Source organism: Pseudomonas sp. LB3P25 (assembly GCF_054897985.1).
Genome location: NZ_CM142711.1, coordinates 4,937,503 through 4,952,122, shown reverse-complemented (window position 1 = coordinate 4,952,122; position 14,620 = coordinate 4,937,503). Strand labels below are relative to the sequence as shown.

The following is a 14,620-nucleotide window of genomic DNA, read 5'->3' as shown; positions in this document are numbered from 1 at the left end:
GAAGGTGTAGTTGCGATGAAACGTGTAGGTCTGATCGGTTGGCGCGGTATGGTCGGTTCCGTGCTCATGCAGCGGATGCTGGAAGAGCAGGATTTCGATCTTATTGAGCCGGTGTTTTTCACCACTTCCAATGTCGGTGGCCAAGGCCCGTCCGTGGGCAAGGACATTGCTCCGCTCAAGGACGCTTACAGCATTGAAGAGCTGAAAACCCTCGATGTGATTCTGACCTGCCAGGGTGGCGACTACACCAGCGAAGTCTTCCCGAAGCTGCGCGAAGCTGGCTGGCAGGGTTACTGGATCGACGCCGCTTCCAGCCTGCGCATGCAGGATGACGCGGTGATCGTTCTGGACCCGGTGAACCGCAAGGTCATCGACCAGCAGCTCGACGCGGGCACCAAGAACTACATCGGCGGCAACTGCACCGTCAGCCTGATGCTGATGGGCCTGGGCGGTCTGTTCGAAGCCGGCCTGGTCGAGTGGATGAGCGCCATGACTTATCAGGCGGCCTCCGGTGCCGGCGCGCAGAACATGCGTGAACTGATCAAGCAAATGGGCGCGACCCACGCCGCTGTCGCCGATCAACTGGCCGACCCGGCCAGCGCCATCCTCGACATCGACCGCCGTGTTGCCGAGGCCATGCGCAGCGAAGCGTACCCGACCGAAAACTTCGGCGTACCGCTGGCCGGCAGCCTGATCCCGTGGATCGACAAAGAACTGCCGAACGGTCAGAGCCGCGAAGAGTGGAAGGCCCAGGCCGAGACCAACAAGATCCTCGGTCGCTTCAAGAGCCCGATCCCGGTCGATGGTATCTGCGTGCGCATCGGCGCCATGCGTTGCCACAGCCAGGCGCTGACCATCAAGCTGAACAAAGACGTGCCGATCGCCGATATCGAAGGGCTGATCAGCCAGCACAACCCTTGGGTCAAACTGGTGCCGAACAACCGCGAAGCCAGCATTCAGGAACTGAGCCCGACGAAAGTCACCGGCACCCTGAACGTACCGGTTGGCCGTCTGCGTAAGCTGAACATGGGCACGCAGTACGTTGGCGCGTTCACCGTCGGCGACCAACTGCTGTGGGGCGCGGCCGAACCGCTGCGTCGCATGCTGCGGATCTTGCTTGAGCGTTGATCGATTGAAGTAATAAAAGAACCCGCGCCTTGAAAGAGGTGCGGGTTTTTTTATGTGCGCCCAGCATGGGCGCAATCTTGTGGGTGAAAGTCCCGCCGTAAGCTGACCACAGCGAACGAAGTGAAGCGCAACTGCATGAGGGCGACCGAGTGTGGGGAGGAAGCGTGGATCGAAGCCATGAGCCGATGTACAAGAACCGGATAGAAGGCGAAGCCGATCAGGGCGAGCGGGCATAAAACCGCGAAGCTCTTGTGGTCAAGGATCAGGTTGCGTAAATCCGGCGGTTGTGTGGTGAAGGATTGCGTTCTTACCTGGGGAGATCTCGCCTTGTGCCTGAAAGGGCGACGGTGCAAGCCGGAGCGAGAAGTCAGCAGAGGCCGTAGTAGTCTTTTTTTTTTTTTTGACGAAGGGCCGAACGAGAGAAAGCGTTATAGGCCATGTTGATGCGAACGACCGGAAGTCAGATGCCTGCCAAACGCGGGGCGGATGTGAGGACGCGAGCGGTGAAACCGTGAGAAGCCCCATCAGCGACGAGGTCAATCGCCCGCAAGATGAATCCGACAACGCAGGGCAAGGGCTGCTGGATCGGGCCTTTGCGAGAGAAAACCTGAAGCGGGCATGGAAGCGGGTCAAGGCCAACAAGGGAGCAGCGGGCGTCGATGGTCTGGATATTGAACAGACCGCCGAACATCTACTGAGCCAGTGGGCGGCGATTCGCGAACAGCTTCTTTCAGGCGTCTACCGGCCCAGCCCGGTACGACGTGTGGTCATCCCCAAACCTGACGGCGGTCAGCGCGAGTTGGGAATTCCAACGGTCACCGATCGCTTGATCCAACAAGCGTTGCTGCAAGTCTTGCAACCAGAACTCGATCCGACTTTCAGTGAACACAGCTACGGCTTTCGCCCGGGACGTTGCGCGCAGGATGCTGTTTTGGCGGCTCAGCGCCATGTGTCTTCAGGGCGAAGAGTGGTGGTGGATGTTGATCTGGAGAAGTTCTTCGACCGGGTCGATCACGATATTTTGATTGATCGTTTACGCAAGCGGATTGCGGATCGGGCGGTTATCCGGCTGATTCGGGCGTATCTGGATGCGGGAACGCAGATCAATGGCGTAGTCGAGAAAAGCCGCTGCGGGGCGCCGCAAGGCGGCCCGCTGTCGCCGTTGCTGGCGAACGTGCTGCTGGACGAAGTGGATCGGGAACTTGAACGTCGAGGTCATTGCTTCGTGCGCTATGCCGACGATGCGAATGTGTATGTTCGCAGCAAGAAGGCCGGGCAGCGAGTGATGGCCTTGCTCAAGCGTCTGTATGAAAAGCTGCACTTGAGCGTCAACGAGAGCAAGAGTGCGGTGGCGAGTGTATTTGGTCGCAAGTTTCTGGGGTACGCGTTCTGGGCTTCTCCACAAGGCGTCAAAAGGACAGTAGCGGTCAAAGCGCGTCAGCGCTTCAAACAGTGCATCCGCTGGTTTACCCGGCGCTCAGGTGGCCGCAGCTTGCAACAAGTTGTCGACCGATTAAGGCCCTACATGCTTGGCTGGAAGGGATATTTCGGCTTGTCGCAAACTCCCAGAATCTGGCGAGAGTTAGATGAATGGATACGACACCGACTACGAGCAATCCAGCTCAAGCAATGGCGGCGTAGTTCAACGATCTATCGAGAGCTGCGCAGGTTGGGTGCAAGTGAGGCTACTGCTCGCAAAGTGGCGGGAAGCTCTCGCTGCTGGTGGCGCAATAGCGCTCTTGAACTCAACCGAGTGCTCGATATAGCGTGGTTCGACAGAACGGGTTTACCGCGTCTCTCCTGACCTCAATCTCTCGAACCGCCCGGTGCGGACCCGCATGCCGGGTGGTGTGGCAGGGGAACGGCCTATGAAGGCCGTCCCCTATGCCGATGTCCGGCAGTCTGGTGTTGATCTGTTGCCTGTGCCGACCTCTTCGCGAGCAGGCTCGCTCCCACAGGGTTTGGTGATCTCCTTGTGGGAGCGAGCCTGCTCGCGAAGGGGCCGGTTCTGCCACCGCATATCCCCGCCGAATTGCCTGCATCCCAACCACCCGGTAAAGTGCCGCTCCCCCCCGTTTCGCCAGAGGTAGAACCATGAGCCAGTCCTTTGATATCGCCGTGATCGGCGCCACCGGTACTGTCGGCGAAACGCTCGTGCAGATTCTCGAAGAGCGCGACTTCCCGGTAGGTAATCTGCACCTGCTCGCCAGCAGTGAATCGGCCGGGCATTCGGTGCCGTTTCGCGGCAAGAACGTGCGGGTGCGGGAAGTCGACGAGTTCGACTTCAGTAAAGTCCAGCTGGTGTTCTTCGCGGCCGGCCCGGCGGTGACCCTGAGTTTCGCTTCGCGTGCCACGGCGGCCGGTTGCTCGCTGATCGACCTGTCCGGCGCCTTGCCGGCTGATCAGGCGCCTCAAGTCGTGCCCGAGGCCAACGCGCAGGTACTGGCCGGTTTGAAAAAGCCGTTCCAGGTCAGCAGTCCAAGCCCTTCGGCCACCACACTGGCGGTCGTGCTGGCGCCATTGCTCGGCTTGCTCGACCTGCAACGCATCAATCTGACCGCCAGTCTGGCCGTCTCCGCCCAGGGGCGCGAAGCCGTGACCGAGCTGGCACGGCAAACGGCCGAGCTGCTCAACGTGCGTCCGCTGGAGCCAACCTTCTTCGATCGGCAGATGGCCTTCAACCTGTTGGCGCAAGTTGGCAAGCCCGATGATCAGGGGCACACGCTGCTGGAAAAACGCCTGGTACGCGAGCTGCGTCAGGTCATGGCGCTGCCTTTATTAAAGATTTCCGTCACTTGCATTCAAGCCCCGGTGTTTTTTGGCGATAGCTTTAACGTGACCTTGCAGTCATCGAGCGACATCGACCTGGCAAAAGTCAACGCCGCCCTGGAAGACGCGCCCGGTATAGAGCTGGTTGAAGCCGGCGATTACCCGACGCCGGTAGGCGATGCGGTAGGGCAGGACGTGGTCTACGTTGGTCGGGTTCGCAGCGGGATCGACGACCTGTCGGAACTTAATTTGTGGCTGACGTCAGATAACGTACGCAAAGGCGCCGCGCTCAATGCTGTGCAGGTGGCTGAATTGTTGATAAAAGACCTGCTGTAAAAGATACTTGGCAACAATTTGTCGAATGAATCTGGCCGGGCGCTATGCTTGGCCGGACTGCTGAAGGCGGGCCACCCTGCGGGGCTTTGCTTGGCATGAATGAAATGATCGCGCGCGATGACTCTTCGTCGCCGCACGCAATGCCTTACGGCAGCGACTATCAACACCTTCTCGCTGGCCGAGGAATGTTCAAACAAAGGATGAGGCTATGGTTCAAGTTCGCAAACTGGTGTTAGCAATAGCGGCCGCCTCGGCGCTGTCCTCCGGTATGGCGCATGCCCTCGGGCTCGGGGAATTGACCCTGAAGTCGACGCTGAACCAGCCCCTGGTGGCTGAAATCGAGTTGCTCGACGTCAAGGACCTCACCGCTGCCGAAGTGGTGCCGAGCCTGGCTTCGCCCGAAGATTTCGCCAAGGCCGGTGTCGATCGCCAGGCATTTCTCAATGACCTGACCTTTACCCCGGTACTCAACGCCAGCGGCAAAAGCATCCTGCGTGTGACGTCCAGCAAACCACTCTCCGAACCCATGGTGAAATTCCTGGTTCAGGTGATGTGGCCTAACGGTCGCCTGCTGCGCGATTACAGCATGCTGCTCGATCCGTCCAAATTCTCGCCGCAAACCGCTGATGCGGCTGCGCAGCCTGCACCGACGCAAACCGTCACCGCACCGGTGACCGGTGGCACCAAACCAACCCAATACACCACCGCGCCGCGCGATACCCTGTGGGACATCGCTGCGAAGGCGCGCAATGGCGGCTCGGTCCAGCAAACCATGCTGGCCATCCAGGCGTTGAACCCGGATGCCTTTATCGATGGCAACATCAACCGGTTGAAAGCCGGTCAGGTGCTGCGTCTGCCGGATCAGGCGCAGAGCACCGGCCTGCCGCAACCGAAGGCCATTGCCGAAGTCTCCGCGCAGAACACCGCGTGGCGTCAAGGTCGTCGCTATGTGGCGAAGTCCGGGACCGGACAGCAGCAGCTCGACGCCACCAAGCGCGCTCGCGGCGAAGGCTCTTCGTCGCAAACGGCGGCAGACAAGCTGAGCCTGGTTTCTGCCGAGTCCGGCAAGGCCGGTGGCAAAGGCGCCGCGGGCGATGCCAAGAACTTGAGCAACAAGCTGGCCGTGACCCAGGAAAGCCTCGACACGACCCGTCGTGACAACGCCGAACTGAAAAGCCGCATGACCGATCTGCAAAGTCAGCTGGACAAGCTGCAACGCCTGATCGAGCTGAAGAACAATCAACTGGCCAAGTTGCAGGCGGAAGGTGCGGCGGGTGCGCCGGCACCAGGTGCGACCGCTCCGGCAATGTCAGCCGAACTGGCGGCCAACCCTGCGGCAACAACGCCTGCGGACGCGGCTCCGACTGCACCTGCGCCTGAGGCCACTCCGGCTCCGGTCGAGAAGTCTGTCGAGCCGACGCCGGCAGCATCCGACGATCAGCAATTCAAAGAACTGCTGACCAATCCGTGGCTACTGGGGCTGGCAGGTGGCGGGGCGGTGGTGGTGCTGTTCCTGCTGCTGTTGCTGGCGCGTCGCCGCAAAGCCCAGCAAGAAGCCGAGAAGCATTTGCGCATGGCCCGTGATTTGGCCGAGGAGCAGGCGTTCTCCGCTGAGCTCGACCTGCCAAAAAGCATCTTCGAGGACCTGGATGTGCCGCCGCCGAGCGTGAAGCTCGCTACCGCGCCAACCCCAACGCCTGCACCCGCCCCTGCACCCGCGCCGGCGCCGGTAATTGCTCCGGTTGTGGTAACGCCGCCGATCGCCGCGCCACTGGTATCGCCTGCTGCCGAGCGCGATGACGACGTACTGAGCAAGGCTCAGTCGCACATCACCGCCGGTCGTCTGAATCAGGCGGCTGCGTTGCTGGAAGACGGGATCAAGCAAGAGCCGCAACGCAGTGACTTGCGCCTCAAGCTGATGGAAGTCTACGGTCAGCAAGGCGACCGCGATGCATTCGTTGCCCAGGAACGCCAACTGGTGGCCAACGGTGACAACTTTGCTCAGGTCGAAAAACTCAAGAGCCGCTTCCCGGCCATGGTCATTGCGGCAGCCGGTGGTATCGCCGCCGCTGCGATCGCAGCCGAACTGGACGCGCAATACGTCAAGGATCTGCTGCTGGACGAGCCTGAAGCGCCGGCACCGGCAGTGCCCGATGACTTCGACAGTGCTTTCGATTTGAGTCTGGATGATTTGGAAACTGCCTCTCCTGTGGTGGTTGCACCAGAGGCAGAGGCAGCGCCGGATGACTTCGACAGTGCCTTCGATTTGAGCCTGGATGATCTGGAAACTGCCTCTCCTGCGGTGGCTGCACCAGGGCCAGAGCTGGATGACTTCGACAGTGCCTTCGATTTGAGCCTGGATGATCTGGAAACTGCCTCTCCTGCGGTGGTTGCTCCAAAGCCAGAGCCAGAGCCAGAGCCAAAGCCAGAGACTACATCTGAGCTGGAAGATTTCCCGCTGGACGACGACTTGAGCTTCGAGTCGGTGTTGCAGCAGCAGACCGACATCAAGGAAAACCTTGATGACCTGTCGGACTTCGACCTGGATATGGATCTCGGTGGAGATGCCTCGCCGGCGACCCTGGCCGAAGACGACTTCCTGCTGAGCCTGGATGACGGCGTCAAGGATTTGGATTTACCTACCGCTGAAGCACCGGCTGTTCCAGAGGTTGCGCTGGACGATCTGGAGCTGCCAGCCGATTTCGACCTGTCGCTGGCTGACGAAATGGACGCCCCTGACGCTCCGGACGCGTTTGCCGCCGAACTGAATGACGTCAACGCCGAACTGGATCGTCTGTCCCAGAGCCTTGGCGAGCCGAGCTTCACGGCGGAAGACGCCATGGCCTCCGCAGCTGAGGAGCCGGAATTCGATTTCCTTTCCGGCACCGACGAAGTCGCGACCAAACTCGATCTGGCCCAGGCCTACATCGACATGGGCGACACCGACGGCGCCCGGGACATCCTCAACGAGGTGGTGACCGAGGGTGATGCTGGTCAGAAGAGCGAAGCCAAGGAACTGCTGTCGCGTCTGGCTTGATTGATCGGTAAGGCGTAAACAAAACGGCAGCCCATTGAGGCTGCCGTTTTTGTTTCAGTGGGAATGAGCTGGCGTCTGTCGGGCCGCCTTCGCGAGCAGGCTCGCTCCCACATTGGATCTGTGGTGTTCACAAACCCCCTGTGGGAGCGAGCCTGCTCGCGAAGAGGCCGGCACTTCCAACATAACTCTCGACCCGGCAGAGCACAAAAAACACACGCCTCTGGCATCCCCGTCCGGCGGCCTTATAATGCCCGCCTTTGCGTACATCAGCAGGCTGTCACTCCTTGGCAAATATAGATAACCCGGCCGCCGAAATGGCGGCCGACGGCTTTTTCCGGATCGCGTTGGGCGTTGAATACAAAGGCTCGCGTTATCGCGGTTGGCAACGCCAGGCCTCTGGCGTGCTCACGGTGCAGGAAACCCTCGAAAAGGCCTTGTCCAAAGTCGCCGACTCACCGGTGTCGCTGCTCTGCGCCGGGCGTACGGATGCCGGTGTGCATGCGTGCGGTCAGGTTGTGCACTTCGATACTCAGGTCGAGCGTTCGATGAAAGCCTGGGTCATGGGCGCCAATATCAATTTGCCCCACGACGTCAGTGTCAGCTGGGCCAAGGTCATGCCGGCGCATTTTCATGCGCGGTTCAAGGCGATTGCCCGGCGCTATCGCTACGTGATCTACAACGATCAGATCCGCCCGGCGCACCTGAACGAAGAAATCACCTGGAACCACCGTCCACTGGATGTCGAGCGCATGGCCGAGGCGGCGCAGTACCTGGTCGGCACCCACGACTTCAGCGCTTTCCGTGCCGGCCAGTGTCAGGCCAAGTCGCCGATCAAGGAGCTGCATCACCTGCGCGTCACGCGCCACGGCAAGATGATCGTGCTGGACATCCGTGCCAGCGCCTTCCTGCACCACATGGTGCGTAACATTGCGGGCGTGCTGATGACCATCGGTGCCGGCGAGCGCCCGGTGGAGTGGATGAAAGAAGTGCTGGAGAGCCGCATTCGCCGGTCCGGCGGGGTGACGGCGCATCCGTACGGCCTGTATCTGGTGCAGGTCGAGTACCGTGATGAGTTCCAATTGCCCGAGCGTTACATCGGGCCGCACTTCCTGACCGGCTTCTCGGAACTTGACGGCTGACGCCCTCGAACGCTTTTGTTACCATCCGGGACTTTCTCGGATTTACCTTGGGGTTCTATCGACATGTCGGCCGTTCGCAGCAAGATTTGTGGGATTACCCGCATAGAAGATGCGTTGGCAGCGGTTGAGGCCGGGGCTGATGCGATCGGATTTGTGTTCTACGCCAAAAGCCCGCGGGCGGTGACGTTTCAGCAGGCACGCTCGATCATCAAGGCGTTGCCGCCGTTCGTGACCACCGTGGGGCTGTTCGTCAACGCCAGCCGCTGCGAGTTGGGGGAAATCCTCGACGCCGTGCCGTTGGACCTGTTGCAGTTCCATGGCGACGAAACCGCGGCCGAGTGCGAAGGCTGGCACCGTCCGTACATCAAGGCGCTGCGGGTCAAGGCCGGTGACGATATCGCGGCTGCGTGCGATGCGTTTCCAAGTGCCAGCGGTATCCTGCTCGACGCCTACGTTGAAGGCGTACCCGGCGGAACCGGTGAAGCGTTCGACTGGTCTCTGATACCGCAAGGCTTGAGCAAACCGATCATCCTGGCGGGTGGCTTGACGCCGGACAACGTCGCCGAGGCGATTGCCCGGGTTCGGCCTTACGCCGTGGACGTCAGTGGTGGGGTAGAGGCGAGCAAGGGCATCAAGGATCATGCAAAGATTCAGGCATTCATTAAAGCGGTACGCAGTAGCTGATGTGACGGCTGGCACACTGCCGCCGTCCACAGGCATGGCTGAGGGTTTTTGGGGTGTACGCAGGTCACGTTTCGCTGATCCGGCAACCCATCGATCATCGCCACACACATGAATTTAGCTCAAGGGCATACGCGGGGCTGCGAACCAGAGTGTTCGGGCCGCCGGTACTGGAGAAAGAAAGCATGAGCAACTGGTTAGTAGACAAACTGATCCCTTCGATCATGCGTTCCGAGGTCAAGAAGAGCTCGGTGCCTGAAGGTCTGTGGCACAAATGCCCGTCTTGCGAGGCTGTGCTGTATCGTCCGGAGCTGGAAAAGACCCTGGACGTTTGCCCCAAGTGCAACCACCACATGCGTATCGGCGCACGCGCCCGCATCGATATTTTCCTCGACGCTGAAGGTCGTGCCGAACTGGGCGCGGACCTGGAGCCGGTTGACCGTCTGAAGTTCCGCGACGGCAAGAAGTACAAGGATCGCCTGACCGCTGCGCAGAAGCAGACCGGCGAAAAAGACGCGCTGATCTCCATGAGCGGTTCCCTGCTGGGCATGCCGGTAGTGGTGTCGGCCTTCGAATTCTCCTTCATGGGTGGTTCGATGGGCGCCATCGTTGGTGAGCGTTTTGTTCGCGCCGCCAACTACGCGCTGGAAAACCGTTGCCCGATGATCTGCTTCGCCGCTTCCGGCGGTGCGCGGATGCAGGAAGCCCTGATCTCCCTGATGCAAATGGCCAAGACCTCTGCGGTGCTGGCGCGTCTGCGTGAAGAAGGCATTCCGTTCATCTCCGTACTTACTGACCCGGTCTACGGTGGTGTTTCCGCCAGTCTGGCGATGCTTGGCGACGTGATCGTCGGTGAGCCGAAAGCCCTGATCGGCTTCGCTGGTCCGCGCGTTATTGAACAAACCGTGCGTGAAAAACTGCCGGAAGGTTTCCAGCGCAGCGAATTCCTGCTGGAACACGGTGCGATCGACATGATCATTCACCGTCAGGAACTGCGTCCGCGTCTGGGCAATCTACTGGCACAAATGATGGGCCTGCCGACGCCGAAGTTCGTCGCCGCGCCAATCGAGCCAATCGTCGTTCCACCGGTACCCGCCAACATATGATCGAACGTACCCTCGGCGAGTGGCTCGCCTACCTTGAGCAGTTGCACCCTTCGGCCATCGACATGGGCCTGGAGCGCTCGCAACAGGTAGCGTCCCGCATGGGACTGGGCAAGCCGGCGCCTCGGGTGATCACGGTCACCGGCACCAACGGCAAAGGTTCTACCTGCGCATTCGTGGCTTCGTTGCTGCGGGCGCAGGGCCTGAACGTCGGTGTCTACAATTCTCCGCACTTGCTGCGTTACAACGAGCGGGTGCAGGTCAATGGCGTCGAAGCCACTGACGCCGAGCTGTGCGAAGCCTTTGCAGCGGTCGAGGCGGGCCGTGGCGACACTTCCCTGACGTACTTCGAAATGGGCACCCTGGCGGCGTTCTGGCTGTTTCAACACGCCAGTCTCGATGCGGTGGTGCTGGAAGTCGGGCTGGGTGGGCGTCTGGACACGGTCAACGTGGTCGATGCCGATATGGCGCTGGTCACCAGCATCGGTGTCGATCACGCGGATTATCTGGGCGATACCCGTGAGTCCGTAGCGTTCGAAAAGGCCGGCATCTTCCGCCAGGACGCGCCTGCGCTGTGTGGCGACCTGAATCCTCCACAGCCTCTGCTGGATAAAGCACGCGAGCTCAATTGCCCGTTTTTCCTGCGTGGGCGTGATTTTGATCTCGGTATCACCGATCACAACTGGCAATGGCGAGGGCTCGACGCTCAAGGGCGTGTGGTCGAGCTGCATGATCTGCCGTTGCTCGATCTGCCGATGGAAAACGCCGCGCTGGCGCTGCAGGCTTACCTGTTGCTCGGGTTGCCTTGGGTGGATGCACAGATTATTGAGGCGCTGACAGCGACGCGGGTGGTTGGTCGTCTCGATCGCCGTCAGTTCGACTGGCAGGGCAAGCGCCTGAACCTGTTGCTGGACGTCGGGCATAACCCCCATGCGGCCGAGTATCTGGCTCGCCGTCTGGCCAGTCGACCACCGGCCGGCAAACGTCTGGCGGTGTTCGGATTGTTGGCGGACAAGGATCTGGATGGTGTTGTCGGTGAATTGAATGCTAGTGTCCAGCATTGGGCCGTCGCGCCGCTGGATTCACCGCGAGCACGCCCGGTTGCCGATTTGCACGGGGCGTTGCAGAACCTTGGCGCCTCGGTAACGTCCTATGACAGCGTGGCCGCCGCCCTGGAAGGGCAGTGCGCGCTGGCGACGAGCGACGACGAGATTCTGTTGTTCGGATCATTTTATTGTGTCGCCGAGGCCCTTGAATGGCTGGCCCGGCGCTCCACGGAGGAAGCGGCAAATGGCATTGCTGGATAAGGCATACAAACAGCGCATGGTTGGCGCCCTGGTTTTGGTGGCGCTGGCGGTGATTTTCCTGCCGATGCTGTTTTCCCGTCAGGATGAGCAGCGTCAAGTGACGGTAGAAGCCCCGGCTGCGCCGCAAGCGCCTGCGGTGCCGCAAGTGCAGGTCGAGCCGGTGGCGGTGCCTGAGCCGCAAGCGCTGCCTCAGGAACCTGTGCCGAGTGATGATGAAATCGCTCAGCAAGAAGCACTGTCCACGCCGATTGCCCCAAGTGTCCCGGTGGCGCCTGCGCCTGCCGCCAAACCGGTTGCTCCGGCTCCTGTTCCGGTCGCCAAGTCTGCGACAGCGCCTACTCAACCGATCACGGCCGCACCGGGCAAGCCGGACACAACTCAAAGCCGCGTCGATGCCAATGGCCTGTCGGTCAGCTGGTCGGTGCAATTGGCCAGCCTGTCGAGCCGTGCAAGTGCAGAAAGCCTGCAAAAATCCCTGCGTAGCCAGGGATACAACGCTTACATTCGTACTGCCGACGGCAAGAATCGGGTGTTTGTCGGGCCGCTGATCGAGCGGGCAGAAGCCGATCGTCTGCGTGACTTGTTGGGTCGCCAGCAGAACCTCAAGGGTTTTGTGGTGCGTTTTCAGCCTGAGCGTGGCTAACGATTCGTCAATCAGCTTCATGTAGCAGCTGCCGAGCCCGCGAGGCTGCGTCAGGCTCGGGCCGCGTTCGGACGAAGCAGCCGTAAACCCTGCTTGCACGGTGTGCCGGATAGACCGAATTGCCTGATTTTACGGCTGCTGCGCAGCCAGACGCAGGCTTCGCCAGCTGCTACAGGGACGGGTGCAGCCTCTATAGGGGTTAAAACTATTGGCCCTATTTGAAATGCACTGACAATCGCAGCTTACCGATAAGCATGGGCTCTGCTAAAATGCGCCGCCTTATCCGTCTGTAGGCTGCACTGTGCCATTTACCTGGGTTGACTGGGCGATCGTTGCAATCGTCGCCATCTCCGCATTGATCAGTCTGAGCCGCGGCTTCGTCAAAGAAGCACTATCGCTGGTGACCTGGATCATCGCAGGAGTCGTCGCCTGGATGTTCGGTGGTTCATTGTCCGAGTACCTCGGCGGATACATCCAAACGCCGTCGGCTCGTGTGATCACGGGCTGTGCCATCATGTTTGTCGCCACGTTAATCGTAGGCGCAATGATCAATTATCTTATCGGCGAATTGGTTCGCGTCACCGGGCTATCCGGGACCGATCGATTCCTCGGCATGGCCTTCGGCGCCGCGCGTGGCGTGTTGCTGGTGGTCGTGGCGGTCGGGCTGTTGAGCCTGGGGCCGGTACAGCAGGACGGGTGGTGGCAAGAGTCACAGCTCGTGCCAAAATTTCTATTGGTCGCAGACTGGTCCAAAAACCTGATTCTTGGGTGGAGCAGTCAGTGGCTTGCCAGCGGTATCAGCGTACCCGCTGAGATACCGTTCAAGGAGCACCTCTTGCCGATGGTCAAAACGCCTCAGTGAGTTGTGTTCAGTTCAGATCCATTAAGTAGGGGTTGCGTCGCATGTGTGGCATCGTCGGTATCGTCGGTAAGTCGAACGTCAATCAGGCGCTGTATGACGCGCTAACCGTCCTCCAGCACCGCGGCCAGGACGCTGCCGGTATCGTGACCAGCCATGATGGCCGGTTATTCCTGCGCAAGGACAATGGCCTGGTGCGTGACGTGTTCCATCAACGTCACATGCAGCGCCTGGTCGGCCACATGGGTATTGGCCATGTGCGTTACCCGACCGCGGGCAGTTCGACTTCGGCCGAAGCTCAACCGTTTTACGTCAACTCGCCTTACGGCATCACCCTGGCGCATAACGGTAACCTGACCAACGTTGAACAGCTGGCCAAGGAGATTTACGAATCTGACCTGCGCCACGTCAACACCAACTCCGATTCGGAAGTGCTGCTCAACGTGTTCGCGCACGAACTGGCCCAGCGCGGCAAGTTGCAGCCCACTGAAGAAGACGTGTTCGCGGCCGTCACTGACGTGCACAACCGTTGCGTCGGCGGTTACGCGGTCGTGGCGATGGTGACCGGTTACGGCATCGTCGGTTTCCGTGACCCGCACGGCATCCGCCCGATCGTCTTCGGTCAGCGTCACACCGACGAAGGCGTCGAGTACATGATCGCCTCCGAAAGCGTTTCCCTGGACGTGCTCGGCTTCACCCTGATTCGCGACCTGGCACCGGGCGAAGCGGTCTACATCACTGAAGACGGCAAGCTGCACACCCGTCAGTGCGCGACCAACCCGTCCCTGACCCCGTGCATCTTCGAACACGTGTACCTGGCGCGTCCGGACTCGATCATCGACGGTGTTTCGGTCTATAAGGCCCGTCTGCGCATGGGCGAGAAGCTCGCCGAGAAGATTCTGCGCGAGCGTCCGGAACACGACATCGACGTGGTCATCCCGATCCCGGACACCAGCCGCACTGCGGCCCTGGAGCTGGCGAACCACCTGGGCGTGAAGTTCCGCGAAGGCTTCGTGAAGAACCGCTACATCGGCCGGACCTTCATCATGCCGGGCCAGGCTGCACGGAAAAAATCCGTACGCCAGAAGCTCAACGCCATTGAGCTGGAATTCCGCGGCAAAAACGTGATGCTGGTGGATGACTCCATCGTTCGCGGCACGACTTGCAAGCAGATCATCCAGATGGCCCGCGAAGCCGGCGCCAAGAACGTTTATTTCTGCTCCGCGGCACCGGCCGTTCGCTACCCGAACGTCTACGGCATCGACATGCCGAGCGCTCACGAGTTGATCGCTCACAACCGTTCGACCCAGGACGTAGCTGATTTGATCGGCGCTGACTGGTTGATCTATCAGGACCTGCCTGACTTGATCGAAGCGGTCGGTGGCGGCAAGATCAAGATCGAGAAGTTTGATTGCGCGGTGTTCGACGGCCAGTACGTGACCGGCGACGTCGACGAGGCTTACCTGAACAAGATCGAGCAGGCACGTAACGATGCCTCCAAGGTCAAGACGCAGGCAGTCAGTGCGATCATTGATCTGTATAACAACTGAGTAACTACCGGCCCTGAGGGGCCGGTTTTGTATCTACTAAAGACTCTCTAAATCAAGAGCAGGGCAAG

At 60.3% G+C, this 14,620-nt stretch carries 11 protein-coding genes; all 11 read left to right on the top strand.

The genetic code is table 11. The annotated features are described in order from the left end of the window. The first annotated feature begins 15 nt into the window (after positions 1-15). The 11 genes from asd (at position 16) to purF (ending at position 14,552) form a co-directional block, all read left to right on the top strand. Positions 16-1,128 carry an aspartate-semialdehyde dehydrogenase gene (gene asd / locus ACYZTW_RS22725; protein WP_462001893.1) on the top strand — a complete coding sequence of 371 codons (1,113 nt, stop codon included), beginning with the start codon at positions 16-18 and terminating at the stop codon, positions 1,126-1,128. A 511-nt stretch (positions 1,129-1,639) separates the two neighbouring features. Further along, a complete protein-coding gene (ltrA, locus tag ACYZTW_RS22720) occupies positions 1,640-2,932 on the top strand; it encodes a group II intron reverse transcriptase/maturase (protein WP_462001131.1) in 1,293 nt (430 codons plus the stop codon). 290 nt (positions 2,933-3,222) lie between these two features. Next, a complete protein-coding gene (locus tag ACYZTW_RS22715) occupies positions 3,223-4,233 on the top strand; it encodes an aspartate-semialdehyde dehydrogenase (protein WP_415764845.1) in 1,011 nt (336 codons plus the stop codon). 208 nt (positions 4,234-4,441) lie between these two features. Further along, positions 4,442-7,270, top strand: coding sequence for a FimV/HubP family polar landmark protein (locus tag ACYZTW_RS22710; RefSeq protein ID WP_462001892.1), 2,829 nt, complete (start codon positions 4,442-4,444; stop codon positions 7,268-7,270). Between the two features lie 314 nt (positions 7,271-7,584). After that, positions 7,585-8,409 (top strand): tRNA pseudouridine(38-40) synthase TruA, encoded by an 825-nt coding sequence (truA, locus tag ACYZTW_RS22705; RefSeq protein ID WP_077750385.1) that lies wholly within the window; start codon positions 7,585-7,587, stop codon positions 8,407-8,409. Positions 8,410-8,472: 63 nt separating this feature from the next. Further along, the gene (locus tag ACYZTW_RS22700; protein WP_462001891.1) at positions 8,473-9,093 is read left to right on the top strand and encodes a phosphoribosylanthranilate isomerase; all 621 of its coding nucleotides are present in this window, start codon (positions 8,473-8,475) and stop codon (positions 9,091-9,093) included. A gap of 182 nt (positions 9,094-9,275) precedes the next feature. Further along, on the top strand, positions 9,276-10,196 hold the full coding sequence (gene accD, locus ACYZTW_RS22695) for an acetyl-CoA carboxylase, carboxyltransferase subunit beta (protein WP_033061847.1): 921 nt from the start codon (positions 9,276-9,278) through the stop codon (positions 10,194-10,196). After that, entirely contained in the window at positions 10,193-11,500 is a 1,308-nt protein-coding gene (gene folC, locus ACYZTW_RS22690; protein ID WP_462001890.1) for a bifunctional tetrahydrofolate synthase/dihydrofolate synthase, read from the top strand. The genes accD and folC overlap by 4 nt, the downstream gene beginning before the upstream one ends. Then, on the top strand, positions 11,484-12,143 hold the full coding sequence (locus ACYZTW_RS22685; RefSeq protein WP_462001888.1) for an SPOR domain-containing protein: 660 nt from the start codon (positions 11,484-11,486) through the stop codon (positions 12,141-12,143). The genes folC and ACYZTW_RS22685 overlap by 17 nt, the downstream gene beginning before the upstream one ends. Positions 12,144-12,444: 301 nt before the next feature. Next, a complete protein-coding gene (locus ACYZTW_RS22680) occupies positions 12,445-13,005 on the top strand; it encodes a CvpA family protein (RefSeq protein ID WP_282481709.1) in 561 nt (186 codons plus the stop codon). Between the two features lie 41 nt (positions 13,006-13,046). Beyond that, positions 13,047-14,552, top strand: coding sequence for an amidophosphoribosyltransferase (gene purF / locus ACYZTW_RS22675; RefSeq protein WP_010456022.1), 1,506 nt, complete (start codon positions 13,047-13,049; stop codon positions 14,550-14,552). Positions 14,553-14,620 lie beyond the last annotated feature (68 nt).

Bases quoted from the DNA above. Each gene is read 5' to 3' on its own strand.
- asd (WP_462001893.1), top strand. From the start codon at position 16: ATGAAACGTGTAGGTCTGATCGGTTGGCGCGGTATGGTCGGTTCCGTG.
- truA (WP_077750385.1), top strand. From the start codon at position 7,585: ATGGCGGCCGACGGCTTTTTCCGGATCGCGTTGGGCGTTGAATACAAA.
- ACYZTW_RS22685 (WP_462001888.1), top strand. From the start codon at position 11,484: ATGGCATTGCTGGATAAGGCATACAAACAGCGCATGGTTGGCGCCCTG.
- ACYZTW_RS22715 (WP_415764845.1), top strand. From the start codon at position 3,223: ATGAGCCAGTCCTTTGATATCGCCGTGATCGGCGCCACCGGTACTGTC.
- purF (WP_010456022.1), top strand. From the start codon at position 13,047: ATGTGTGGCATCGTCGGTATCGTCGGTAAGTCGAACGTCAATCAGGCG.
- accD (WP_033061847.1), top strand. From the start codon at position 9,276: ATGAGCAACTGGTTAGTAGACAAACTGATCCCTTCGATCATGCGTTCC.
- folC (WP_462001890.1), top strand. From the start codon at position 10,193: ATGATCGAACGTACCCTCGGCGAGTGGCTCGCCTACCTTGAGCAGTTG.
- ACYZTW_RS22710 (WP_462001892.1), top strand. From the start codon at position 4,442: ATGGTTCAAGTTCGCAAACTGGTGTTAGCAATAGCGGCCGCCTCGGCG.
- ACYZTW_RS22700 (WP_462001891.1), top strand. From the start codon at position 8,473: ATGTCGGCCGTTCGCAGCAAGATTTGTGGGATTACCCGCATAGAAGAT.